This window comes from Orlajensenia flava, from assembly GCF_004801905.1.
Taxonomy (GTDB): Bacteria; Actinomycetota; Actinomycetes; order Actinomycetales; family Microbacteriaceae; genus Orlajensenia; species Orlajensenia flava.
Window position 1 is genome coordinate 89,203 of record NZ_SSSN01000005.1, and the last position, 24,842, is coordinate 114,044.

General features: G+C 68.8%; 17 protein-coding genes and 1 pseudogene. 10 read left to right on the forward strand and 8 right to left on the reverse strand.

Going from position 1 to position 24,842, the window contains the following annotated elements; translation table 11 throughout:
* Window positions 1–18: 18 nt before the first annotated feature.
* Window positions 19–1,665, forward strand: a pseudogene (locus E6C70_RS08155) (amidase); the annotation flags it as partial.
* Between the two features lie 381 nt (window positions 1,666–2,046).
* Here E6C70_RS08155 and E6C70_RS08160 read toward each other — a convergent pair.
* Window positions 2,047–2,787, reverse strand: coding sequence for a GAF and ANTAR domain-containing protein (locus E6C70_RS08160; RefSeq protein WP_136424059.1), 741 nt, complete (start codon window positions 2,785–2,787; stop codon window positions 2,047–2,049).
* A 122-nt stretch (window positions 2,788–2,909) separates the two neighbouring features.
* Between E6C70_RS08160 and E6C70_RS08165 the strand changes: the two genes are divergently transcribed.
* On the forward strand, window positions 2,910–3,227 hold the full coding sequence (locus E6C70_RS08165; protein WP_136424060.1) for a DUF7882 family protein: 318 nt from the start codon (window positions 2,910–2,912) through the stop codon (window positions 3,225–3,227).
* 29 nt (window positions 3,228–3,256) lie between these two features.
* On the opposite strand, the gene E6C70_RS08170 is transcribed toward E6C70_RS08165, so the two are convergent.
* The gene (locus E6C70_RS08170) at window positions 3,257–3,532 is read right to left on the reverse strand and encodes a hypothetical protein (RefSeq protein ID WP_136424061.1); all 276 of its coding nucleotides are present in this window, start codon (window positions 3,530–3,532) and stop codon (window positions 3,257–3,259) included.
* Window positions 3,533–3,677: 145 nt separating this feature from the next.
* On the opposite strand from E6C70_RS08170, the gene E6C70_RS08175 reads away from it, so the two are divergent.
* From E6C70_RS08175 to E6C70_RS08205, 7 genes are all read left to right on the forward strand, one after another.
* Entirely contained in the window at window positions 3,678–4,136 is a 459-nt protein-coding gene (locus E6C70_RS08175; protein WP_168770885.1) for a MarR family winged helix-turn-helix transcriptional regulator, read from the forward strand.
* Between the two features lie 53 nt (window positions 4,137–4,189).
* Window positions 4,190–4,750 (forward strand): isochorismatase family protein, encoded by a 561-nt coding sequence (locus E6C70_RS08180; protein WP_136424063.1) that lies wholly within the window; start codon window positions 4,190–4,192, stop codon window positions 4,748–4,750.
* Window positions 4,751–4,767: 17 nt separating this feature from the next.
* Window positions 4,768–6,168 carry an MFS transporter gene (locus tag E6C70_RS08185; protein ID WP_207670065.1) on the forward strand — a complete coding sequence of 467 codons (1,401 nt, stop codon included), beginning with the start codon at window positions 4,768–4,770 and terminating at the stop codon, window positions 6,166–6,168.
* A 104-nt stretch (window positions 6,169–6,272) separates the two neighbouring features.
* Window positions 6,273–6,812, forward strand: coding sequence for a GNAT family N-acetyltransferase (locus E6C70_RS08190; RefSeq protein ID WP_136424064.1), 540 nt, complete (start codon window positions 6,273–6,275; stop codon window positions 6,810–6,812).
* Between the two features lie 69 nt (window positions 6,813–6,881).
* A complete protein-coding gene (locus E6C70_RS08195; protein WP_136424065.1) occupies window positions 6,882–8,693 on the forward strand; it encodes a DUF2207 domain-containing protein in 1,812 nt (603 codons plus the stop codon).
* Between the two features lie 137 nt (window positions 8,694–8,830).
* Window positions 8,831–9,952, forward strand: a complete 1,122-nt coding sequence (locus E6C70_RS08200; RefSeq protein ID WP_136424066.1) for a fatty acid desaturase family protein — start codon at window positions 8,831–8,833, stop codon at window positions 9,950–9,952.
* A gap of 107 nt (window positions 9,953–10,059) precedes the next feature.
* On the forward strand, window positions 10,060–10,266 hold the full coding sequence (locus E6C70_RS08205) for a cold-shock protein (protein ID WP_136424067.1): 207 nt from the start codon (window positions 10,060–10,062) through the stop codon (window positions 10,264–10,266).
* A gap of 177 nt (window positions 10,267–10,443) precedes the next feature.
* Here E6C70_RS08205 and E6C70_RS08210 read toward each other — a convergent pair whose 3' ends face one another.
* The 6 genes from E6C70_RS08210 to E6C70_RS08235 form a co-directional block, all read right to left on the reverse strand.
* Window positions 10,444–12,327 carry a S9 family peptidase gene (locus tag E6C70_RS08210; protein WP_235833349.1) on the reverse strand — a complete coding sequence of 628 codons (1,884 nt, stop codon included), beginning with the start codon at window positions 12,325–12,327 and terminating at the stop codon, window positions 10,444–10,446.
* Window positions 12,324–14,108: an N-acetylglutaminylglutamine amidotransferase gene (locus tag E6C70_RS08215; RefSeq protein WP_136424068.1), complete on the reverse strand. Its 1,785-nt coding sequence runs from the start codon at window positions 14,106–14,108 to the stop codon at window positions 12,324–12,326. The genes E6C70_RS08210 and E6C70_RS08215 overlap by 4 nt, the downstream gene beginning before the upstream one ends.
* Window positions 14,108–16,636, reverse strand: coding sequence for a carboxylate--amine ligase/circularly permuted type 2 ATP-grasp protein (locus E6C70_RS08220; protein ID WP_136424069.1), 2,529 nt, complete (start codon window positions 16,634–16,636; stop codon window positions 14,108–14,110). Before E6C70_RS08220 ends, E6C70_RS08215 begins: the two co-directional genes overlap by 1 nt.
* Before the next feature lie 101 nt (window positions 16,637–16,737).
* Window positions 16,738–18,831 carry an ABC transporter ATP-binding protein gene (locus E6C70_RS08225; RefSeq protein ID WP_136424070.1) on the reverse strand — a complete coding sequence of 698 codons (2,094 nt, stop codon included), beginning with the start codon at window positions 18,829–18,831 and terminating at the stop codon, window positions 16,738–16,740.
* Window positions 18,831–20,558 carry an ABC transporter ATP-binding protein gene (locus tag E6C70_RS08230; protein ID WP_136424071.1) on the reverse strand — a complete coding sequence of 576 codons (1,728 nt, stop codon included), beginning with the start codon at window positions 20,556–20,558 and terminating at the stop codon, window positions 18,831–18,833. Before E6C70_RS08230 ends, E6C70_RS08225 begins: the two co-directional genes overlap by 1 nt.
* A 224-nt stretch (window positions 20,559–20,782) precedes the next feature.
* On the reverse strand, window positions 20,783–20,974 hold the full coding sequence (locus tag E6C70_RS08235; protein WP_136424072.1) for a hypothetical protein: 192 nt from the start codon (window positions 20,972–20,974) through the stop codon (window positions 20,783–20,785).
* 173 nt (window positions 20,975–21,147) lie between these two features.
* Here E6C70_RS08235 and metH point away from each other — a divergent pair, with 173 nt between their 5' ends.
* Window positions 21,148–24,795 carry a methionine synthase gene (metH, locus tag E6C70_RS08240; RefSeq protein WP_136424379.1) on the forward strand — a complete coding sequence of 1,216 codons (3,648 nt, stop codon included), beginning with the start codon at window positions 21,148–21,150 and terminating at the stop codon, window positions 24,793–24,795.
* The last annotated feature ends 47 nt before the right edge of the window (window positions 24,796–24,842 follow it).

Below are 24,842 nucleotides of genomic sequence, written 5' to 3' on the forward strand. Positions count from 1 at the left end.
TCGATCGACGACCTGCGGATGGCGCTCGAAGGGGGCCGCACCACGAGCGTCGAGCTCGTCGCCGCCTATCTGGACCGCATCGCTCGGTACGACCGCAGCGGAATCCGCCTGAACGCACTGGTCGTGCTCAACCCCGAGATGTTCGCCGAGGCGCGCGCGAGCGATGAGCGCCGCGCCGGAGGCCGTGCGCTCGGCCCGCTCGACGGCATCCCGTACACCGCGAAGGACAGCTACCAGGTGCGCGGACTGACCGTCGCGTCGGGCTCCCCCGCCTTCGCCGACCTGGTCGCCCAGGATGACGCGTTCACCGTCGGGCGGCTGCGCGCCTGCGGCGCGGTGTGCATCGGGTTGACCAACATGCCCCCGATGGCCAACGGCGGCATGCAGCGCGGCCTCTACGGCCGGGCCGAGAGCCCGTACAACGCGGAGTTCCTGACGGCGGCATTCGGCTCGGGATCCTCCAACGGCTCGGGCACGGCGACCGCTGCGAGCTTCGCCGCCTTCGGACTCGGGGAGGAGACCTGGTCGAGCGGGCGTGCTCCGGCATCCAATAACGCGCTCGTCGCGTATACGCCGTCCCGCGGCGTCATCTCGGTGCGCGGCAACTGGCCGCTCGTTCCCACGATGGATGTCGTCGTGCCGCACACCCGGTCGGTCGACGACCTGCTCGCCGTGCTCGACGTCATCGTCGCCGACGACCCCGAGACGCGCGGCGACCTATGGCGTGCCCAGTCGTGGGTTCCCATCCCGGCCGCCTCGACGGTGCGTCCGGAACGGTACACCGCGCTCCGCGATCCCGACGCTCTGCGCGCGCGTCGCCTCGGCGTCCCGCGGATGTACATCAACGCGGATGACGGCGTCGACGGATCGGGGGGCATCGGCGGCCCGACCGGCCAGCCGATCCCGACGCGCGAGTCGGTCATCGCGCTGTGGGAGGCCGCCCGCCGCGACCTCGAGGCGCTCGGAGCCGAGGTGGTCGAGGTCGACTTCCCGGTGGTGTCCAATTACGAGCGCGATCGACCCGGCGCGCAGACCATGGCGGACCGCGGATTCGTTCCCAAGGAGTTCGCGGAGCGCGAGATCGTCGACCTGTCGATGTGGGCGTGGAATGAGTTCCTCGCCGCCAACGGCGACCCGAACCTCCATGCGCTCGCTGACGTCGACGGGACCCGCATCTTCCCGATCCCAGCCGGATCGATCCCTGACCGGTACGGCGACTTCGACTTCGACCTCGGCGAGTACGTCAGCCGCGCTGGGGCGGACGGTGTGAGCTCCTTCGACGCCATCCCCACGATCGCCGAGGGCCTCGCCGGTCTCGAGCGCACCCGTCGCGTCGACCTGGAGGAGTGGATGGACGGCCTCGGCCTCGACGCGGTCGTGTTCCCGGCGGTGGCGGATGTCGGCCCCGCGGACACCGACGTGGACGAGGAGTCGGCCGACCTCACCTGGCGGAACGGCACGTGGGTCGCCAACGGCAATCTCGCCATCCGTCACCTCGGGATCCCCACCGTGACGGTGCCGATGGGGACCATGTCCGACATCGGCATGCCCGTCGGGCTCACCTTCGCCGGACGCGGCTGGGACGACAACGCGTTGATCGCTTACGCCGGCGCCTTCGAGGGATCGGGTCGGCGACGCTCGGCTCCACCGCGCACACCGGCGCTGCCGGACTCCACCGGTGGCGCGGAGGGTGCGGCGACCGACGCGAGGGGTGGTTCCGGGGATTCATCCATCCCGTCGGCCGGCAGCGGCGACCTGGGCGAGGAGCTCGTCCTCGAGGCGACGGTCGCAGCCGACGGAACAGTCGAGATCATGGGGCGGTCCGCCGCGGAGCGCGTGGACGTGCATGTCGACGGTGTTCCCGTCGCGACCGAGCGGGAGGGGGAACGCTTCAGCGCATCCGTCGTGCCCGCCGATGCGCACGACGTGGCCTTCAGCGAGTGGCTGCCGCCGCACGGCCCATTGGTGACCGCCCTGGCGTACCGCCGCGACGGTTCGGTGAGGGGAGTTCTCGTCGAGCTGTGACTCCCGGGGCGCCGGCGGCGGTCAGCCCCGCGCGGCCTCGGTCTCGGCACGCTGCAGCGGCGCAGCCTCGTCCACGATCGCGCGGGCCACATCGCTGAGCGCCGTCTTCGTGCTGCGAGCGCGGTTGCGGATGTAAGCGAACGCCGCCTCCATGTCGACGCCGTGGGTCGAGGCGATGATGCCCTTGGCCTGCTCGATGACGATGCGACTGGCGAGGGCGGTCTCGAGCTGCTCGCGCACGACGGCGGCCTCGGTCAGGGAGCGCTGCTGGAGGATGGTGATGGTCGCCACCTCGGTGAACGCGCGCGCGACCGCGGCATCCGCCGGGTCGACCGGACCGGTCGTCATCCGGAACATGTTGAGGGACCCGATCGTGGTGTCGCGCAGGCGCATCGGCATCGCATACACCGACCGGAAGCCCAGCGACTTGGCGGCCGCCGCGAACTTCGGCCACTGGTCGGCGATGTCCTGGATGTCCTCGATGAGCACCACATTCCCGGAGTGGTAGGCCTCGATGCACGGCCCCTGATCGAAGGCGAGCTGCATGATCTCGAGCAGCTCGCTCCTGTGGCCGCTGGCCGCGACCACCTCGAGCGAGCCGCGCGCGTTCTCGATGAGCATTCCGACACCAGTCGCCTCCAGAAGAGCGGCGCACCGCTCTGCCAGGGTGTCGAGGACGTCGACGACGTCGAAGTGTTCGGTCAGGCTGTCGGCCAGCGACAGGAAGGTGTCCACCAGCTGCTGTTCGCGATTGTCGGGCATGAGTTCTGTCCTGTGAATTCTCGTAGCAAGTTCGTCGTGATCGGGGGACGATATAGCTCGTCCCCGTCATATGATGATGTCACTAGGGCCCAGACCTTGCCCCTACGCAGTGGGAAGAAATCATGGGAACCCTCACCTATGGCGCCGAGGGCGCTTCGATCAGGTTCGATGACCGAGTGCTCGCGCATCTGCAGATCGTGGTCGTCGGCAAGCTCCGTCGCGGCGAGAACTTCGCCCTCACGGTCGTCGACGGTGATGGCGACGCCCGTAACGTCCTCTGGATGAATCAGTCGATTCCGTTGCGCTTCGCCTTCGACACTTCTGGCGCACCACTCATCGATCGGCAATGGCTGGAGAGCTTGGCGCTGCATTCGAACTCGGCGAACGGTCTCGAGGTCGTCGCCGACCGGATGCCGGCCGAGTTGACCGCCACGGTCTGAGGTCGGCGAGGCGCACCTCGCGAGCCTCGTTACGAGAGGGCGGACTCGTCGCTGAAGCCGACACCGGTCCACACGAACGCCTCGCCGTCCCAGTCGCTGTACTCGTCGCGCGGCAGCGACTCGAGTCGGACAGCCGTCTTGGGCGTGATGAGCAGCACCGTGTCGGGCTGGTTCAGGGCACGCACGTGCACGAAGTCCCCGCCCGTCCGCACGGCGTCGACCAGCTCGTCCTTGAGGGCGTCGACGTCGACGTCGTCCTCCAGCCGGTACCGATCGCGTTCAACGAGGAGAGTCGTGACCGTCATCGCGGTCTCCTTCCCCTGATCGATTCTCACCCACCCAATCCCGTTCGACGACGCCGGGAAAGGGGTTGACGCGAGCCCGGGTCACGCAACAGTTCCTCAGCCACCCTGCATGAATACAGTCCAACTGTACAGGTTGACTGTGTATATGAGCTACGATCGAGCCGTGGCCACCCCGTCTGTCGACCTTCAGGATCTGTCCTCCGCCCTCAGCTCTGTAGTTTCCCGGCTGAATCGCCGCCTGCGAACCGAAGCGGGCACCGAGTCGATCACGCCTTCGCAGGCGGCCGTCATCCGTCACCTCCTTTCGGCCGGGCCAGCCACCACCTCCGAGCTCGCTCGAGCGCACGAGGTGAGGCCGCAGTCGATGAGCGCCACCGTCGCGAGTCTCGAGGCGATGGGGTACATCGATCGCAGCGCGGCCCCTGACGACGGTCGCGCCATGGTGGTCGCCATGACGGATACCGGTCGAAAGGCCATCGAGACCGGTCGGGTGGCCAAGCGCGACTGGTTGGCCCACGCCCTGGACGAGCGACTGACCGACGGCGAGCTCCGCCAGCTGGATGCGGCCGTCGCCTTGCTCCAGCGGCTGCTCGAACCGTCCTGATCGCGGACGCTCCGACCGTCCCTCATCCCGAATCCGTTGAACCGAGGACCCGCATGACCATCACGACCCTCGACCCGCGCACGGCGCTCGTCATCATCGACCTGCAGGCTGGTGTCCTCGCCCTGCCGACGGTCCATCCCGCGGGCGACGTGCTCGCGCGTGCCCTCGACCTCGTCGATGCCTTCGAGCGACGTGACCTGCCCGTCGTGACCGTAACAGTCTCAGGCGGTGCGCCCGGCCGCACCGAGCATCCTCCGCGCACGGCGCCGCGTCCTGCCGGCTGGGACGCGCTCGCGCCCGAGCTCCAGGGTCGGGGCATGGTCGTCGTGAAGCGCACGTGGGGCGCGTTCACCGGCACCGACCTCGACGAGACGCTCAGGGCGCTCGGCGTGACGCAGGTCGTTCTGGCCGGCATCTCCACGAGCAAGGGTGTCGAATCGACGGCGCGGTCCGCCCACGAACTCGGCTACAACGTCGCGCTCGCCACCGACGCGATGACCGACAGCAACCCCGACGCCCACGACAACAGCGTTCTCCGCATCTTCCCCGCGCTCGGCCAGACCGGCTCGACTGCGGAGATCGTCGCGCTGCTCGGGGCGCGCGCCCCCCGCTGATCGCGGTGGACTCGTCGGTGACGCCAGTGCCTCCGCGGGGTGACGGGAGACGCGCCTTCCCCGTGCGCTTCGTCGCGCCGTTGATGTGGGGAGCAGCACTCAACCCGGTCAACTCGTCCATCATCGCCACGTCGCTGGTCGCGATCGCACACGCCTTCGGAGTCACCGCGGCGCAGACGGCGACCCTCGTCGTGGCGGTCTACGTGGCCAGCGCGGTTGCACAGCCGACCATGGGCAAGCTCGCCGTATCCTTCGGGGCTCGCCGCATCTTCCTCATCGGAATGGGCATCGTGACGGTCGCGGGAGTGGTCGGCACGCTCGCACCGAGCTTCGAGTGGCTGATCGTCTCGCGGGTGCTCATCGGCATCGGCACCTCCGCGGGCTATCCGACGGCGATGTCGCTCATCCGCCACCGCGCTGACCGGTTGGGCACCGGCATCCCGGGCGCCGTGCTGGGGACGATGTCCATCGCCGCCCAGGTCACCTCGGCACTCGGACTCCCGCTCGGCGGCGTCCTGGTGGGCGTGTGGGACTGGCGTGCCGTGTTCGCGGTCAACATCCCGCTCGGCCTCGCCGGCATCGTCATGACGCTGCTGTGGATACCGAAGGACGTCATGGTTCCGTCCGACCGGGTCGGGGCGCAGCGTGCGAGGGAGCTCACGAGCGCGATCGATCCGCTGGGGGTCGTGCTGTTCGCGGCCACGGTCGTGGCGCTCATCCTCTTCCTGCAGGATCTGCGCTCGCCGACCTGGTGGCTGCTCGGTGTGATCGCGCTCGCGGCCGCCCTGATGGTCGCGTGGGAACTGCGGGCGCGGCATCCGTTCATCGATGTCCGATCGCTCGCGCGCAACGGGCCGCTGCTGCGCACGTACGCGCGGGCCATGCTGACGCAGACCGTCTCGTACGCGGTCCTCTACGGCTACGTGCAGTGGCTGGAGGAGGGGCGGGGGTTGAGCGCGAGCGTCAGCGGGTTGGTGATGCTGCCCATGACGGTGCTCGGGGCGATCGGGGCTGCCCTGGTGTCGCGGCGTGCGCTCGTGCGCGGTCCGCTCATCGCCAGTGCGATCGCCGTCACGTTCGGCGGTGGCGCGCTCACGTTCGTGACCGGGCAGACCAACGTGCTGCTGCTCATCGGGCTCAGCCTCGTCTTCGGCGTCGTGCTCGGCATGACCTCGGTCAGCAATCAGGCCGCGCTCTACGACCAGACGACGGCGGGGGAGATCGGGGTGGCATCCGGTCTTCTCAGGACGTCGAGCTACCTCGGCGCCATCCTCGCCTCTGCACTCATCGCGTTCTCGTTCCCTCAGCGTGCCACCGATGCGGGGCTGCACTCGATGGCGTGGATCACCGTCGGTCTCGGCATCATCGTGCTGCTGTTCGTGCTGCTCGACCGATCCATCCCGCGCCGCGCCCGCTGAATGCGGTCGATCGCCGTGCGAACGCAGGATGAGACCGCTCATGGCTGCGATATGCGGCCATCGCCGATCTCATCCTGCGTTTCGCGGCTGGCTAGGCTCGTCGGGTGAGACCTGCTGCCCTGCGTGATGGACTCGAACTGCGCCCCGTCGTGATGGCGGACGCCGCTGCCATGGTGGCCGCTTACGCGCTCAACCGAGAGCATCTGGCTCCGTGGGAGCCGGTGCGCACCCCGGAGTTCTACACCGAGGGCTGGTGGAGACAGGAACTCGCGCGCTACGAGGCCGGCTATGAAGCAGGGTCCATGCTGCCGCTCGCGGTGTTCGACGGGGACGAGGTGGTCGGCCGATTCACCCTGAGCGCGATCGAGCACGGGGTGTTCCAGAACGCGCGGCTGGGCTACTGGGTCGACCACCGCCTCGAGGGCTCGGGCGTTGCGACCGGAGCCGTCGCCGTCATCGTAGCCCACGCCCGCGACGATCTCGGCCTGCACCGCGTCGAGGCCAGCACCCTGCTGCACAACGTCGCATCGCAGCGGGTGCTCGAGCGCAACGGCTTCGAACGCACGGGAATGGCGCCTCGCTACCTGCGCATCGCCGGGTGGTGGCAGGACCACTACCTCTTCCAGCGCATCCTCGACCACTAGCGCCGCCACCGTCCGGGCGCTCATCCTCGGCATGGGCGGATACCGCTGGCCGCCTCGTAGGCTGAGGGCGTGCGACGACTCATCGCGGCCGCGTTCGCCGCCCTCACCATCGGTGGTCTCACGCTCGCTGCGCTCGGCGGCGGGTCGCCTGCGCACGCCGACGTGAACGACTTCAGCTTCGCGAGCTTCGACGGGGACTATCGTCTCGGCACCGACGCTGACGGACGTTCCACCCTCACCGTCGTCGAGACGCTCGTGGCCGAGTTTCCGCAGTCGGACCAGAATCGCGGAATCCGCCGTGAACTCGTCGACACCTACGACGGCCACCCGACCGACCTGCGCGTGAGCTCCGTCACCGACGAGAATGGAACTCCGCGTCATTACGAATCCGACAGCGACGACGACGTCGAGTCGCTGACCATCGCCGGCGACGCCTACGTGCACGGTCGTCAGACCTACGTCATCACCTACACGCAGCACAACGTCACCCGGTACTTCGGCGACACCGATGACGACGAGTTCTATTGGGACGTCAACGGAACCGGGTGGGCGCAGTCGTTCGCCCGCGTGAGTGCGACGGTGCACCTAGCCTCCGGCCTGCGAGACGCCCTCACGGGCAAGGTCGACGCGGTGTCGGGTTCGGCCGGGTCGAGCACTCCGGCATCCGTCATGCAGACCGACGACGGGTTCGCATTCGAGGCGACGGATCTCGGCGCCGGTGAGAACCTGACGTTCGCCATCGGTTTCTCGCCGCACACCTTCACGCCCCGCGCCGACGGGTCCTGGGCGACGCCGTGGCCGCCGCTCTCCGCGCTCATGGTGCTCCTCGGCGTCCTCACGGCGGCCGCCGCGTTCGTGCTGCGGTTCACGCGGCTGAGGGATGCGCCGGGACGCGGAACGATCGTGCCGGAGTACCTTCCGCCACCGGATGCCGGCATCGCGCTCTCGGCACTGGTCTCCGGCACCACCGCGCGATCGGTGCCAGCCCAGGTGCTCGCGCTCGCCGTCTCGGGTCGCATCAACGTGCGCGAGGCTCCGTCCACGGGGCTGTTCGGCAAGCCGACCTACGATCTCGAATTCGTCGGAACCAACGCGACCGGGCGGCAGGCGTTCCGAGCGCCTGAACCCACGGCCGACGAGCTCGAGTTCCTGCACGCCCTGTTCGGCGACACTCTCACCCCCGGCGAGACCCGGTCGCTCGCGAAGCAGGATTCAGCGGCGGTCAAGCGGCTGAGCGCCTTCAGCACGAGGGTGCGCAAAGACGCCGTCGTCAACGGATATCGCCGGAGCCTGCCCGTCGGACTCCTGGTGGGTGTCGTCCTCGCGGCGGTGGCGACGAGCGCTCTCGCGCTCCTGTTCGCATTCGTCGCCCTCGACCGAGCCGTGGGCGGATTCTGGCCCGGCGTGTTCATCGCGGTGGGTCTCGTGGCCGGTGTGCTGAGCATCATCGCCATCGCGCGGTGGCCGCTCGCCGCACGCGGCGTCGAACTCCGCGATCATCTGCGCGGTCTCGACCTGTACATCGGCCTCGCCGAGGCGGACCGCATCCGCTACCTCCAGTCCCCGCAGGGGGCGCTGCGCACACCCGTGGCGGCGGACGATCCGGCCCAGGTGCTCGAGCTCAACGAACGACTGCTGCCGTGGGCGGTGCTGTTCAAGCACGAGAAGAAGTGGCTCGCCGAACTCGGTCGGGCGTACGAGCAGCAGGGTGGGGCGCCGACCTGGTACTACGGCACGTCGGCGTTCAACGCCGCAGCCTTCGCGAGCGGAGTCAGCGGCGTGACGGCGAGCACCACCTCCACGTTCTCCGCATCGAGCGGCGGCTCAGGCGGCGCCAGTTCGGGCGGCGGAGGGGGCGGCGGCGGAGGCGGCGGAGTGTGATGTATGCCGGCTGACGCATATAACCGAGCGTCTTTCGCGTTTCACAGCACAATGCCAGTCCGTGCCCACTACGGTTGAGTATCGACTAGCGGGCGGTTGTCCGTGTCACATCGGCTGGGAAGCCTCTAACGGCTTGGATACCCACCATCGCTGACACCTCCTCCGCCGGGGTCTCGACTCTCGGCACCGTTCGCTCGACGTCTCCCCGTACCGCTGGGGCCCCTAATCTCACCCAGAGCTACACCGCACTGTCGCGGGTGGTCCGCGAGACCGGGCTGCTGCAGCGGGCGCGCTGGTTCTACCTGACCGTCGTCGCCATCCTCGTTCTCGCCCTCGGCGGAGCGGTCACCGGCTTCGTCCTCCTCGGGGACAGCTGGTTCCAGCTCCTCATCGCGGGGTCGCTCGGCCTCATCTTCACGCAGTTCGCCTTCCTCGCCCACGAGGCGTCGCACCGCCAGGTGCTCGAGTCCGGCCCGGCGAACGACCGCGTGGGCCGCATCATCGCGACCGCCGTCGTGGGCATCAGCTACCAGTGGTGGATGACCAAGCACAGCAGGCACCACGCGAACCCGAACAAGATGGGCAAGGACCCCGACATCGAGTTCGACACCATCTCGTTCACTGAGGACTCGGCCGCCAAGCAGCGCGGCATCATGGCCTGGGTCACCCGGCGGCAGGGCTACCTGTTCTTCCCGCTCCTCACGTTCGAGGGCATCAACCTGCACTACACGTCGATCCGGTCGCTGTTCAGCCGGGGTGTCGTGAAGGGGCGCGCGCTCGAGCTCTCGATCATCGCCGCGCGGCTCGTGATCTACATCGGCATCATCTTCTGGGTTCTGCCGCTCGGCATGGCATTCGCGTTCCTCGGCGTGCAGTTGGCCGTCTTCGGCGTCTACATGGGCGCGTCGTTCGCCCCCAACCACAAGGGCATGCCGATCATCCCCGAGGGTGCCAAGCTCGACTTCTTCAGCAAGCAGGTGCTCACCTCGCGCAACATCTCGGGCGGATGGTGGGCGTCCATCCTCATGGGCGGCCTGAACTACCAGGTCGAGCACCACCTGTTCCCCAACATGCCCCGCCCGCACCTCGCCCGCGCACGCGAGATCGTGCGCGACCATTGCGCAACCGTCGACGTGCCATACACTGAGACGACGTTGGTGCGTTCGTATGGCATCGTCATCCGTTACCTCAACCGCGTCGGGCTCTCAGCCCGTGACCCGTTCGACTGCCCGATGGTTGCGCAGTTCAGGCGGGTCTGACCCCCCATATTTCCCCGAGCACCACGCTCGAGGAGACGCCGACATCCTCGGATGACGGCATCGGCCCGCACAGAGTGGGCCGAATGAATACAAGAAGGAATAACAACATGGCAACCGGAACCGTCAAGTGGTTCAACGCTGACAAGGGCTTCGGCTTCATCTCCCCCGACGACGGCTCAGCCGACGTCTTCGCGCACTTCAGCGCCATCAACTCGGGCGGCTACCGTTCGCTCGAGGAGAACCAGAAGGTCGAATTCGAGACCACCCAGGGCCAGAAGGGTCTGCAGGCGGAGAACATCCGCGTGCTCTCCTAGAAAGCAGCACCGCGCGGTCGTCCGACCGCCCGATAATCGGAACCCCCGTCATCTCCGGATGGCGGGGGTTCCGTCGTCCCCGGGCCTGTCGATCGCAGGGGCCGGTTGACCGTTGGGCATCAGTTGCGCTCTCCGGGCCCCGATTGGGACAACAAATGCCCAACGGATGGGGCGGGGTCAGGGGGTGAGGGCGGCGGCCAGGAACTCGACCGTGCGGCGCAGCAGCGTCACGCGGGAGTCGAGCCGGCGATACTCGTGCCCCTCGCCGGCGAGCTCGAGGTACTCGACCGGCCGACCGAGCTTGCGGAGCGCATCCACCACCTGATGCGCCTCGCCGATGGGAACGTTGGTGTCGAGCTCACCATGCACCACGAGCAGCGGCGCCGTGATCGAACGCACCGACCGCAGCGGGGAGAGCGTCTTCAGCAGCGCACGGTCGCGCCGCGGGTGCCCGTACTTCGAGTACGCCGCGGCAGCGATCCACGGCTCGGTGTCGCGGTAGAAGGTGTGCAGGTCGCTCATCCCGCAGACGTCGACGCCCGCCGCGAACACCCCCGGCGAGAACGCCAGCCCGGCGAGCGTGAGGTACCCGCCGTAGGAGCGGCCGGTGATCGCGATGCGCTCCGCGTCGGCGACCCCGATGTCCACGAGCAGCCGCGCGGAGGCCACGACATCCTCGAACGCGTCCTGCCGCTTCTCGCGTTCGTCGGCGTGCACGAACGCGCGGCCGAATCCCGATGATCCTCGGACGTTGGGGGCGAACACGGCGATTCCCGCGGCCAGCATCGCCTGGTGCTGGGGAGAGAAGGTGGGTCGCTCCTGCGCCTCCGGCCCGCCGTGCAGCCAGAGCATCGCCGGCCCGGGCCGTGCGGCGCCCGGCACGCGATAGAGCCACCCCGTGAGTTCCAGGCCGTCGGCACCCCGGTAGCATTCGAGGGTCGGATGTACCAGCGTCGCGTCGGCCAACGGCGGGATCGCGCTCACCACGCTCCAACTGTGCGTCGGCACGTCGAGGCGCCAGATGGCCCGCGGATGGTCGGGGCTCTCGATGGCGAGCAGCACGCTGAGTCCGTCACGGCTGAGCACCACTCCGGAGGCGACCGTTCCCGGCAGGCCTCGAACCGGGTTGCGTTCACCGGTCGCGGGGTCGAGCAGCTCCAGCTCGCTCGCACCGGCGACGTTCCACACCAGCAGCAGCAGGCGCCCGGCGTCGTCGGCGTCGACCTCCTCCAGTTCGGCGTCGTCGCGGGATGCCACGAGTCGCATCTCGCCCGTCGTCTCATGGGGGCCTAGAGGTGTGGCGACGAGCTGTTTGCGCTCGAGCCCGACATCCGTCACCAGGTAGGCGATGAGGGGAGCGTCCATGCCCTCGGGAGCGGGACGCAGGATGGCGGACTCGGTGGTGCCGGTGGCCGAACGCGGCGTGAGCGGACGGTCGACGTCGGCGAGACGGTCGACCATCACGCAGAAGTGGCGGCCACGCATGCCGTCACGGAGTACGACGAGGCGCTCCTCCACAGAGAGGTCGAGCACCGAGATGAGCTCGCCCGTCGCCAGCGGATGCAGCTCGCCGGTGGCCGGATCGGCGAGGTAGGAGTAGGTCGCGTCACCCGGTTGCACCGGCGGGATGGTGACCACCACGCGGTGTCCGCTGCGGGTCCACGGGCCCATCTCGGCGTGCACCTGCGCGGATCCGGCCAGCCGCCGGGCATCGCTCCCGTCGGGGCGGACGACCCACACCTGGGTGCGCACTCCGCCGTCGGTCGCGACGACGCACGAGAGCCACGCACTGTCGGCGGACCAGCTCACGCTCACCACGGGGTCGGGTCCGAGGTCGATGCGCTGAGCCGGACCTGCGCCGTGGACATCGCCGACCCACACCGCCGGGGTTCCGCCGCGGTCGCTGATGAAGGCGACGCGGGCTGCATCCGGCGTCATCGTGGGCCCCCAACTGCCCCAGGCGTGCACGAGTCGCTCGCCGAGGGCGACGGCGGCGGTCACGGGTGCGGACGACGCGTCGGTGTCGGTCGGGGTCGCGGTCTCGGTCGTGCCCTCGCTCACCGCACCCCCTGCTCCTGCAGCCACATCTCGAGCAGCGCTAATTGCCACAGGGCGTTGGAACCGAGCGTCGTGCGGGCGGTGTTGGGGTCGGCGAGGAGGCGTTGGACCGTGGCGGGCAGGAACAGGCCGCGCTCGCGGGCGGCCGGGTCGGTGAGCGCGTCGCGCACGCGATTCAGATACGGCCCCTCGAGCTGACGGATGGCGGGCACCGGGAAGTACCCCTTCGTCCGGTCGATCACCTCGTCGGGCACGATGCCGCGCGCGGCCCGCTTGAGCACGCCCTTGCCGCCGTCGGAGAGCTTCAGCTCCGGCGGGATGCGACCGACCAGTTCGACGAACTCGTGGTCGAGGAAGGGCACCCGAGCCTCGAGTCCCCACGCCATCGTCATGTTGTCGACGCGTTTCACCGGGTCGTCCACCAACATCACCATGGTGTCGTTGCGGAGCGCGGCATCGACCGCCGACTCGGCGCCCGCCGCGCCGAAACCCTCGGTGATGAAGGCCGTCGGCGCATCCGTGTCGGACAGCCACTCGCGAGAGAGCACGCTCGGCATGTCCGCCCACCGCCGGTCGAAGAACACTCTCGAGTACGCCTCGACCGCGTCGGAGCGATCGACGCCGGCCAGCGGCGGGTACCAGTCGTAGCCGCCGAGCACCTCGTCGGCGCCCTGGCCGGACTGCACCACCTTGACGGATGCCGACACGTCCTGGCTGAGCAGGTAGAAGGCGACGCAGTCGTGGCTGACCATCGGCTCGCTCATCGCGGCGACGGTCGCGTCGATGGCCGGCAGGAGGCGAGCGCTGTCGATGGGGATGCGGTGGTGGTCGGTTGCGAAGCGCTCGGCGACGAGCGAGGAGTACTCGAACTCGTCGCCCGACTCGCCACCCGCCGACTCGAAGCCGATGCTGAAGGTCTTCAGATCGGTCTGCCCGGCCTCGGCCAAGAGGGCGACGACGAGGCTCGAGTCGATGCCACCCGAGAGCAGCACTCCCACCGGAACGTCGGCGACCATGCGGCGATCTACCGCCGTGCGCAGGCTCTGGATGACGGCGTCCTGCCAGTCCTGGTCCGACCAGTCCGCGCGAGCCGGATCGCGAGTGAAGTCAGGTGTCCAGTAGACGTGCTCGCGGCTGGTGCCGTCGCGCTCGACGACGCGCATGGTTGCGGGCGGGAGCTTTCGCACTCCGCGCAGGATGGTGAGCGGGGCCGGCACGACCGAGTGGAAGCTCATGTAGTACGCCAGCGCGGTGCGGTCGATGCCGGTGTCGACACCACCGCCGGCGAGGAGCGCGGGCAGCGTCGAGGCGAACCGCAGGCGTTCGCCCGTCTCGGTGAGGTAGAGCGGCTTGATGCCGAGGCGGTCGCGCGCGAGCACCAGCCGCCCGCTGGCGTGCTCGACGATCGCTATCGCGAACATGCCGATGAGGTGGTCGACAAAATCCGTGCCCCACTGCGCGTACGCCTTGCCGATGACCTCCGTGTCGCTCGTGGAGAAGAATCGGTGCCCTGTCGACTCGAGTTCAGCGCGCAGCTGCTGGTAGTTGTAGATGCAGCCGTTGAAGGCGACGGTGAGCCCGATCGCGGTGTCGACCATGGGCTGCGACCCGGCCGCGCTCAGGTCGATGATGGACAGCCGACGGTGGCCGAGCGCCGCGGGTCCGTGCGCCCACAGGCCGTCGCCATCCGGTCCGCGATGCACCATGCACGCGGTCATGAGCGCGAGGTCGCCGACATCCGCGCTGCGCCCGTCGAATCGGATTTCGCCAGCCAAGCCGCACATCAGCTGTCCTCCTTCGTCGCCCGCCGGATCCAGGTGTCCTTCGCGCCTCCGCCCGCGGAGGAGTTGACCACCATGCTGCCTTCGCGCGCCACCCGGGTGAGGGCGACATCCGCCACCCGCACGTCGTCGGGCCCGGTGCCCGTGACGAAGGCGAACACACGCAGGTCGACATGTCGCGGCTGCAGGTGGTCGTCGGCCCAGGTCGGGTGCGATGAGAGCCGCACGAGCTCCTGAGCCACCCACGCCGACGGCGATTCGAGGATGGCGGCCCGCCGTTCGGCGACCGCGGCGGCGCTCGCGTACGGGCCGATCATCACCCCGGCGCCGCCCTGCCCGTCGACGGGCTTGGTCACCAGCTCGCCCAGTCGTCCGAGCACGATGGCCCGCTCCACCTCGTCGCTCGTGCGATAGGTGGGCACCGCCTCGAGCAGCGGGCGCTCGTCGAGGTAGAACCCGATGAACTCGGGCACGTAGCAGTACATGGCCTTGTCGTCGGCGACGCCGTTGCCCGGAGCGTTGGCCAGCACGACCCCGCCGGATGCCGCAACATCGAGCAGCTGTTCGCCGAGCGGGTCGCCGGATGCCGTCTTCAGCAGCGCGAGCTCGTCGTCGAGGCGGAGGTAGAGGGCGCCCACGCGCTCGTCACCGGCGTACACGACGTCGTCGGCCACGCGCACGTCCTCCGCGGTGAGCAGTAGCAGACCGGCCTCCTGGGCCAGTCGACGATGCTCGTACCAGGCCGAGCTGCTCGGGCCGCTGGAGAGCAGCGCCGCCCGGCTGCCCTCGGGTGCCGCGACCAGCAGGGTGTCGCGGAGGTCGGCGAAGACGCGCGTGGGATCGATCACGTCGGCCGGGCGCGGCGCATCCGACATGACGCCGTCCATGATCTCGCGGGCGGCCACCGCGAATGCCAGCCCGCTCGGGGAGCGCACGTTGTCTTCCAGCACGCGCCATCCGCCGACCTCGTTGCGCACCAGGTCGAAGCCCATGACGGGCGCGTGGACGGAGCCCACCGGCAGCCGCAGTGCCTCGGAGCGCCAGGCTCCGGTTCCGCTGACGGCGTCGCGCGGCACGATGCCGGCGGTGAGGATGCGCTGGTCGGCGTAGACGTCTCGGAGGAAGTGCTCGATGGCGCGGGCGCGCTGCGTGACGCCCGCCCGGATGGCTGCCCACTCGTGATCGGAGATGACCCGGGGCATGAGGTCGACGTGGAAGTCACCGGCATCCTCTCCGGTGCCGAAGGTGAGGCCCGCCTCGCTGACCCACTGGTCTCGCTCGAGCTCCCGGCCGGCGCGGTCGTCGGCGGTGAGTGACTGGTGGTGGGAGATGAGGTCGTGGTAGACGCCGCGGGGGCGGGACGCCAGCCCGATTGCCTCGTCGCCGGCCCGGGCGCGGTAGCCCCTCAGGATGGCGGATGCGGGCAGCGGGCCGGATGCCGGGCCCGACGTCTCCGCCAACACGAGGTCGACGACATCCTCCATCGACCCGCGCTCCGCGAAGGCGGCGCGCTGGCGGTCGGCCGAATTGCCTCGGGCGAGCACGCGCCGGGCCAGCTCGCTGACCTCGTCGTAGTCGCCGAGCTCCTCGAGGTCGGGCCGCAGGCGTTCGACGAGGGCGAGCACCGCCTGGGATGCGGGCACGGGGCGCGGATGCGGGCTGTGGTCGAGCAGATCATCGCTGAGCCCGGATCGCGCCGCCTGCCACATGGCTGCTCGGTGCATCGGCGACCGCAGGGGAGTCCACGGCTCGCCCGCTTCGATGGCGCGTGCGGCCGCCGCGACCGTGCCGCGGAACAGCCCGGCGATCAGGACGGCGTCGTCGATGATGGGGCAGGCGTCGCACACGCGCAGCTCGAGGGTGGGAACGTGGGAGGACGGCCGCACGTCGAAATAAGCCATCTTCGAGTCGGCGATGACGCCGCTGCGGATGAGGTCCTCGAGCAGCGCGTCGTACTCGGCCGCGGAACCCAGTGTGCCGGTGGCACCGGCACTCGGCCAGCGCTGCCAGATGATGGAACGAATGCTCGCGTAGCCGGTGTCGTTGCCGCTCCAATACGGCGAGCTCGCCGACAGGGCCGTGAGCACGGGCAGATCCTGGGCGACCCGTTGCATGATCTGCACGGCGAGGTCGCGGTCGGAGACGCCCACGTGGATCTGCAGGCCGCAGATGAGTTGCTCGTCGACGAGCATCCGATACTGCTCCTGCATACGGCCGTAGCGTCCGCTGCTGGTCAGTTCGAAGTCCGCGAAGTCCGACAGCGGAGCGGTGGCGACGGATGCGGGTGCCAACCCCTCGCTGGCCGCTGCCTTCGCGAGCGTGCCGCGCAGGCGGGCGAGTTCGCGTCGGAGCCCGTCGAGGGTGGCGACCGGCTCAGTGGTCATCTCGACGGTGGTCCGCTGGATCTCCGCGGTGAAGCTCTCGGGTGGCAGTTGCGAGAGGATCTGCGGCGCGCGAGCGGACAGGCGCCTGGTTTCCAGGTCGATCAGGTGCAGCTCTTCTTCCGCACCCAGCGTCAGCTCGAGGCTCATCGGTTCAGACTAGGGGGCGGGCTCCCGTCGTGGCACGATCGGCGTCTCGGTTGACATGATCTTCACACGCCCGCAACGCGCGCCGGTGGGTGGGCGTTGCATCACACCCGAGCGGAGTCCGCTGCGTCCTCCTCGACGGCACCCACCGAGCCCGTCACGGCGGCGAGCTCGGCGTCGATGTCGGTCGCGCCCTCGAACTGCGAGTTGTACAGGCGGTAGTACGCGCCCTCGCGTCGGATCAGCTCCTCGTGCGTGCCCTGCTCGACGATGTCGCCGTGCTCCATCACGAGGATGAGGTCGGCGTCCCGGATCGTCGAGAGGCGGTGCGCGATGACGAACGACGTGCGACCCTCGCGGAGCGCGGCCATGGCCTGCTGCAGCAGCAGCTCGGTGCGGGTGTCGACGGACGAGGTGGCCTCGTCGAGGATCAGCACCGACGGGTCGGCCACGAAGGCACGTGCGATCGTGATGAGCTGCTTCTCGCCCGCGGAGACATTCGACGCGTCCTCGTCGAGCACCGTATCGTAGCCATCCGGCAGCGAGTGAACGAACCGGTCGACGTAGGTGGTGCGAGCGGCGTCGAGGATCTCCTCATCCGTTGCGGACTGGCGGCCATAGCGGATGTTCTCGCGGATCGTTCCCGCGAACAGCCACGGGTCCTGCAGCACCATGCCCGTGCGGGCGCGCACGTCGCGGCGACGCAGGTCGGCGATCTCCTGGCCGTCGAGCAGGATGCGACCGCCGCCCAGCTCGTAGAACCGCATGATGAGGTTGACGAGGGTCGTCTTGCCTGCGCCGGTCGGGCCGACGATCGCGACCGTCTGACCGGGGCGCACGCTGAACGACAGGTCGCGGATGAGCGGGCGGTCGGGCGTATACGCGAACGCGACGTTCTCGAACACGATGGTTCCGTCTCCGTTGGCCGGCGCCGGAGCGTCGACGTCGTCGGGCTCCTGCTCGTCAGCGTCGAGCAGTTCGAACACGCGCTCGGCGGATGCCGTTCCCGACTGCACGACCGCAGCCATGCCGCCCAGTTCGCTCAACGGCTGGGTGAACTGCTGGGAGTACTGGATGAACGCCTGCACGTCGCCGAGGCGCAGCTGTCCGCTGGCGACCATCAGGCCGCCGAGGACCGCGATGCCGACGTAGGTCAGGTTTCCGACGAACATCATCGCGGGCATCATGATGTTCGACAGGAACTGAGCCTTGAACGCGGCCTGGTAGAGCTCCTCGTTCTCGGCCTGGAACTTGTCGCGCGAATCCTGTTCGCGACCGAACACGCGAACGAGGGCGTGGCCGGAGAACGACTCCTCGACGCGGGCGTTGAGCCGGCCCATCTTCTTCCACTGGATGCCGAACTGCTTCTGCGACTTCGGGCCGATGACACCGAAGATCACGCCCATGAACGGGAGTGCGACCAAGGCGACGATGGCCAGCTGCCACGAGATCGAGAACATCAGCACGAGCACGCCGATGACCGTCAGCACGGAGGTGAGCGCCTGGGACAACGACTGCTGCAACGTTTGGGTGATGTTGTCGATGTCGTTGGTGACCCGGGAGAGCAGTTCACCGCGCTGCACCTTGTCGAAGTACGACAGAGGGAGCCGCGAGATCTTCGCCTCGACGTCCTCACGCAGCTGCCACGTCGCGCGCATCATGATGCGGTTGATCACGTAGCCCTGGATCCACATCAGCACCGAGGAGCCGACGTACAGCAGGATCACGATCATCAGGATCTGGCTCAGCCGAACGAAGTCGACGCCGCCGCCGATCTCGAAGCCCTTCATCGCGGCGACGATATTGGCGAAGTCGCCCTGACCCGCCTGTCGCAGCGCAGCGACGACCTGGCTCTGGCTGGTGCCGGCGGGGAAGGACTGGGAGAGCTGCTTGGAGACGACGCCCTCGAAGATGAGGTTGGTGGCCTCGCCGAGCACCTTCGGTGCGGTGACCGTCAGCACGACGCCGAGGGCTCCGAGCAGTGACGCGATGCCGAACGCGAGGGCGTGCGGCTTCAGCAGCCCGAGGAGCCGGCCGAAGCTCTGGCGGAAGTTCTTCGCCTTGCCCGGCGCGACCGAGTCCCAGTCGCCGGAATTGATGCGGGCCTGCTCGGCCAGTTCGAGCTCGAGGGCCTCGTCGGCGGTGAGCACGGGCTCCTCGACGGGGGCGATCTCTGCGTTCTTGCTGTTGCGCGCCATCACTTGGCCTCCACTCCGAGCTGCGACTGGACGATCTCCCGGTAGGTCTGCGAGCTCTCGAGGAGCTCATCGTGGGTTCCGATGCCGACGGCGCGGCCATCGTCCAGAACCACGATGCGATCGGCCTCCACGATCGTGGAGATGCGCTGGGCGACCACGATCTTGGTCACCTCGGGCAACTCCCGCCAGAGCGCCTGCCGTAGTCGGGCATCGGTGGTGAGGTCGAGTGCCGAGAACGAGTCGTCGAACACGAGCACCCGCGGGTTGTGCACGATGGCCCGCGCGATCGCGAGCCGCTGCCGCTGTCCGCCGGAGACATTGGTGCCGCCCTGCGCGACGCGCGCGTCCAGCCGGCCTTCCATCTCCTCCACGAAGTCGCGACCCTGGGCGATCTCGAGGGCGCGCCACAACTCGTCGTCCGTTGCGTCCTCGCGGCCGAAGCGCAGGTTCGACGCGATGGTTCCGGTGAACAGGAACGGGCGCTGCGGCACGAGGCCGATGCTCTTCCAGAGGCCGTCGGCGTCGGCCTCGCGCACGTCGACGCCGCCCACGAGCACCTGGCCGCCGGTCACATCGAACAGGCGCGGAATGAGGCTGATGAGGGTGGTCTTGCCAGCGCCGGTCGATCCGACGACCGCGACGGTCTCACCCGGCTCGGCGCGGAACGAGATGCCCTCGACCACCGGATGCTCCGCGCCCGGGTAGGCGAAGGTCGCGTCGCGGAACTCGACGGTCCCGGGCGCGGTCTGGACGAGTCCGTCGACGGGGCGCTCGAGGTCGGCATCCGTCGCCAGCACGTCGCTGATGCGCTCGGCGCTCACTGCGGCCCGCGGAATCATGATGGCCATGAAGCTCGCCATCAGCACGCCGAAGAACACCTGCATGACGTAGGCCATGAAGGCGAACAGGCTGCCGATCTGCATGTCGCCGTTGTCGACCCGGATGCCGCCGAACCAGATCACCCCGACCACCGTGATGTTCACGAGCAGCATCGCGAGCGGGAACAGCAGGATGAACAGCTCTCCGACCTTGCGGCCGACGATCATGATGTCGGTGTTCGCCTCGCGGAAGCGCTCCGCCTCGATGTCCTCCCGGACGAACGCGCGCACCACGCGAACGCCGGTGAGCTGCTCGCGCAGGATGCGGTTGACCGCGTCGAGCTTGCTCTGCCAGGAACGGAACAGCGGGACCATGCGGCTGACGATGAAGCCGATGACGACCAGCAGGATCGGTGCGGCGACCGCGATGATCCAGCTGAGGCCGATGTCCTCGTTGATCGCGAAGAAGATTCCTCCGACGGCCAGCAACGGTGCCGTGATGAGCATGGTCGCGCCCATCATCGCCAGCATCTGCACCTGCTGAACGTCGTTGGTGTTGCGGGTGATCAGTGAGCCGGCGCCGAAACGGCTGACCTCGCGCTCCGAGAACCCGCTGACCTTGTCGAAGACGTCGAGTCGGATGTCGCGGCCGGCGCTCATCGCTGCTCGCGCGGCGAAGTAGGTGGCGACGACCGATGCGACGATCTGGCCGAGGGAGACCAGCAGCATGAAGACGCCGTGGCTCCAGATGTAGCCGGTGTCGGCCTTGGCCACGCCGTTGTTGATGATCTCCGCGTTCAGGCGGGGAAGCCAGAGCGAACCGCCGACGGCGAGGATCTGGAAGAGCAGCACGCCGAGCAACAGCCAGCGGTACGGCATCAGGTAGCGGATGAGGAGCTTGCCGAGCATTTGGTTTCTCCGGGGTCTGGGGAGGCGCGCCCGACGAGATCGGGCTGGGGTGCTGTGTGATGTTGGGGCGGCGCCGTCAGACTAGGGCAGCCCACCGACACTCGATGGTGCTCGAGCGTGAAGGGGGTCGACGCCGCACCCCCAAGTGCGTTCTGCGCAGCTTTCGAGCATCCCACTCGCCGAGGTTGCGGTCAAGTCGCCCGGGCAGGAGGAATGCGGAGGGCCTACCGGCGGCGCTGATGGAAGATGACGGCTATGCCGATGTTGAATACGCCGCACGCGATGACCACCCAGTCCAGCAACGCGCTTCCGCCGACCGTCAGCAGGTCGATGAGGCCGGCGACGACCATCACGACGCCCACGCCGATGAAGAGCCAGGTGTAGAGGCGCACGCGTTGACCCTGTTCGTCGACCATGGCCCGAGCGTAGCGCGCACGAAGCTCTCGCGTTTACAGGACGAGAGCGTCGCCAGGGTCGTCGGGGGAGGTCGGTGGGCTCTCATCCTGTAAACGGAGAGGAGAACTCACGCTCGCCGGGTGATGTGGGCGGCTGACCATAGGATCGGCGTGTGACAACGCCGAGCGGCACCATGCCGCGCTTCGCCATCGACATCGACGGCGTGCCGCGTCCCGAGCGCGCGCAGGCGCTGCTCGACGCGGTGCAGAGCCGCGTGGTCATGGCCGACGGCGCCATGGGCACCATGCTGCAGGAGCACGATCCGTCGCTCGAGGACTACCAGCAGCTCGAGGGCTGCAACGAGATCCTCAATGTCAGCCGCCCCGACATCATCGCGGCGATCCACGACGCCTACCTGGCCACCGGCATCGACGCCGTCGAGACCAACACCTTCGGCGCCAACTGGTCCAACCTCTCCGACTACGGCATCGACGACCGCATCCGCGAACTCGCTGCGGCCGGCGCGCGCATCGCCCGCGAGCGCGTCGAGGCGGCCGAGGCGACGGATGGGCGCACGCGCTGGGTTCTGGGTTCCATGGGCCCCGGCACGAAGCTGCCCACCCTCGGCCACACCACCTATGCGCACCTCAAGGAGACCTTCGCCGAGCAGGCGATCGGACTCATCGACGGCGGGGCGGACGCGTTCCTCATCGAGACGAGCCAGGACCTGCTGCAGACCAAGTCAGCCGTGAACGGATGCAAGCAGGCCATCGTGGCCACCGGCATCCGTCTGCCCATCTTCGTCGAGATCACGGTCGAGACCACCGGCACCATGCTCATGGGCAGTGAGGTGGGCGCGGCCCTCACCGCACTCGAGCCGCTCGGCGTCGACGCGATCGGCCTCAACTGCGCCACCGGCCCCGACCTCATGAGCGAGCACCTCCGCCACCTCTCGCGGCACTCGGGCGTTCCCGTCGTGTGCATGCCCAACGCCGGCCTGCCCGTGCTCGGCGCGAACGGCGCCAGTTATCCGCTCACCCCCGACGAGCTCGCCATCGCTCACGAACAGTTCGTGCGCGAGTTCGGTCTCGGCCTCATCGGCGGATGCTGCGGCACCACTCCCGACCACCTCCGCGCGGTCGTGGAACGGCTCCGCGGCGACCAGCCCGCGGAGCGGCATCCGCAGCCCGAACCGGGCGTTGCCAGCCTGTACCAGCACGTCAGCTTCGACCAGGACGCCTCCTACCTGGCCATCGGCGAGCGCACCAACGCCAACGGATCCAAGGCGTTCCGCGAGGCGATGCTCGAGGGGCGCTGGGACGACTGCGTCGAGATCGCGCGCAACCAGATCCGCGTCGGCGCTCACCTGCTCGACGTCTGCGTCGACTACGTCGGGCGCGACGGCGTCGCCGACATGCGTGAGGTGGTGTCGCGGTTCGCCACCTCGTCGACGCTGCCGCTCGTGATCGACTCCACCGAGCCCGCCGTCATCCGTGCCGGTATGGAGCTGATCGGTGGTCGACCGGTGGTCAACTCGGTCAACTTCGAGGACGGTGACGGACCGGACTCGCGCTTCGGCCGCATCATGCCGCTCGTGAAAGAGCACGGTGCCGCCGTCATCGCCCTCGTGATCGACGAGCAGGGTCAGGCCCGCACGACCGCCGACAAGATGCGCATCGCATCCCGCCTCGTCGACACGCTCGTCGACGAGTGGGGGCTCAAGGTCGAGGACATCATCGTCGACATGCTCACCTTCCCGATCGCCACCGGTCAGGAGGAGACCCGCCGCGACGCCATCGAGACGATCGAGGCGATCCGTGCGGTGAACGCGAAGTACCCGGGCATCCACACCACCCTCGGGGTCTCCAACGTGTCGTTCGGGCTCAACCCCGCTGCGCGCAGTGTGCTCAACTCGGTGTTCCTGCACGAGGCCGTCGAGGCGGGGCTCGATTCCGGCATCATCGACGCCGCCAAGATCGTGCCGCTGGCATCCGTTCCCGACGACCGCCGCAAGGTCGCCCTCGACCTGGTCTGGGACCGCCGAGAGTACGACGCCGACGGCAACACCACCTACGACCCGCTCGCGAGCATGCTCGACCTCTTCGCGGGCGTCGACACAGCGGCGCTGCGGGATGCCCGAGCCGCCGAGCTCGCTGCCCTCCCGGTGGGCGAGCGTCTCGAACGGCGCATCATCGACGGCGAGGCCAAGGGGCTGGATGACGACCTGCAGCTCGCGATGGCCGACGGGATGAGTGCGCTCGACATCATCAACGAGCACCTGCTCGCGGGCATGAAGGTCGTCGGCGAGCGCTTCGGAAGCGGCGAGATGCAGCTGCCGTTTGTGCTGCAGTCGGCCGAGGTGATGAAGTCGGCCGTCGCGCTGCTCGAGCCGCACATGGAGAAGACCGACCAGGCCGGCAAGGGGCGGATGGTGCTCGCGACCGTGCGCGGCGACGTGCATGACATCGGCAAGAACCTCGTCGACATCATCCTGACGAACAACGGCTACGAGGTGATCAACCTCGGCATCAAGCAGCCCATCGCCGACATCATCGCCGCCGCCGAGGAGCACAACGCCGACGTGATCGGCCTGAGCGGACTGCTGGTGAAGTCCACCGTCGTCATGAAGGACAACCTGCTCGAGCTGAACTCCCGCGGCCTCGCCGGTCGCTGGCCGGTGCTGCTCGGCGGGGCGGCGCTCACCCGCAGTTACGTCGAGGACGACCTCGCCGACCTCTTCGACGGCACGGTCCGCTACGCGCGCGACGCCTTCGAGGGCCTCGCCCTCATGGAGCCGCTGGTAGCGATCGCCCGCGGGGCGGCCCCCGAGAGTGTGGGTCTGCCGGCTCTCAAGAAGCGCATCCATCGACCTGGCCTGCTCACCCTCACCGAGCCCGAGGCGATGCCCGCGCGGTCGCAGGTGGCCACCGACGTGCCGGTGCCGCGCCCGCCGTTCTGGGGCACCCGCATCGTGCGCGGAATCGCCCTCGCCGACTTCGCCGCCTTCCTCGACGAGCGCGCGACCTTCATGGGGCAGTGGGGGCTCAAGCCCGGGCGGGCGGATGACGCGCTCAGCTACGACCAGCTCGTGCAGACGGAGGGGCGTCCGCGGCTGCGCATGTGGCTCGACCGCATCCTCTCCGAGGGGATGCTCGACGCATCCGTCGCCTACGGGTACTTCCCGGTGGTGTCGGAGGGCGACGACGTGGTGGTGCTGAACCACGGCGACGATCCGGATGGGGTGCTGGGCTTCCCGGGCTTGCTCGCGCCGGATGGCGGGTCGCTCGGCTTGGGCGGCGCATCAGGCGCCCGGCAAGACGGACGTCGCGCCACCCTCGGATCCGACCGGCTGCGCTTCTCCTTCCCTCGTCAGCGTCGCGACCGGCACCTGTGCCTGGCCGACTTCGTGCACTCGCGCGAGTCCGGTGTCGTCGACGTGCTGCCGGTCCAACTCGTCACCGCCGGTTCGCGCGTCGACGCGGTGACCGCGCGCCTGTTCGCCGAGAACAAGTACCGCGATTACCTGGAGCTGAATGGTCTGGTGATGCAGCTGACGGAGGCGCTCGCCGAGTACTGGCACGCCCGCATCCGTTCCGAGCTGGGCCTCGCCGAGCAGGATCCGCGCGACATCGCCGGCATGTTCAAGCTCGAGTATCGCGGCGCTCGCTTCTCGCTCGGGTATCCCGCCTGCCCCGATATGGAGGATCGGCGAAAGGTCGTCGAGCTGCTACGGCCCGAGCGCATGGGCGTCGAGCTCAGCGAGGAGCTGCAGCTGCACCCGGAGCAGTCCACGGATGCGTTCGTGTTCCACCACCCCGAGGCGAAGTACTTCTCGGTGTAGCTGCTCGGGGACTCGAGGGCCGAGGCTCGGGGTCGGGGCTAGATGCC

Coding starts and splice junctions, on each gene's coding strand:
- E6C70_RS08160 (WP_136424059.1), bottom strand. CDS start 2,787: ATGCCCGACAATCGCGAACAGCAGCTGGTGGACACCTTCCTGTCGCTG.
- E6C70_RS08165 (WP_136424060.1), top strand. CDS start 2,910: ATGGGAACCCTCACCTATGGCGCCGAGGGCGCTTCGATCAGGTTCGAT.
- E6C70_RS08170 (WP_136424061.1), bottom strand. CDS start 3,532: ATGACGGTCACGACTCTCCTCGTTGAACGCGATCGGTACCGGCTGGAG.
- E6C70_RS08175 (WP_168770885.1), top strand. CDS start 3,678: ATGAGCTACGATCGAGCCGTGGCCACCCCGTCTGTCGACCTTCAGGAT.
- E6C70_RS08180 (WP_136424063.1), top strand. CDS start 4,190: ATGACCATCACGACCCTCGACCCGCGCACGGCGCTCGTCATCATCGAC.
- E6C70_RS08205 (WP_136424067.1), top strand. CDS start 10,060: ATGGCAACCGGAACCGTCAAGTGGTTCAACGCTGACAAGGGCTTCGGC.
- E6C70_RS08215 (WP_136424068.1), bottom strand. CDS start 14,108: ATGTGCGGCTTGGCTGGCGAAATCCGATTCGACGGGCGCAGCGCGGAT.
- E6C70_RS08220 (WP_136424069.1), bottom strand. CDS start 16,636: ATGAGCCTCGAGCTGACGCTGGGTGCGGAAGAAGAGCTGCACCTGATC.
- E6C70_RS08225 (WP_136424070.1), bottom strand. CDS start 18,831: ATGGCGCGCAACAGCAAGAACGCAGAGATCGCCCCCGTCGAGGAGCCC.
- E6C70_RS08230 (WP_136424071.1), bottom strand. CDS start 20,558: ATGCTCGGCAAGCTCCTCATCCGCTACCTGATGCCGTACCGCTGGCTG.
- E6C70_RS08235 (WP_136424072.1), bottom strand. CDS start 20,974: ATGGTCGACGAACAGGGTCAACGCGTGCGCCTCTACACCTGGCTCTTC.
- metH (WP_136424379.1), top strand. CDS start 21,148: ATGCCGCGCTTCGCCATCGACATCGACGGCGTGCCGCGTCCCGAGCGC.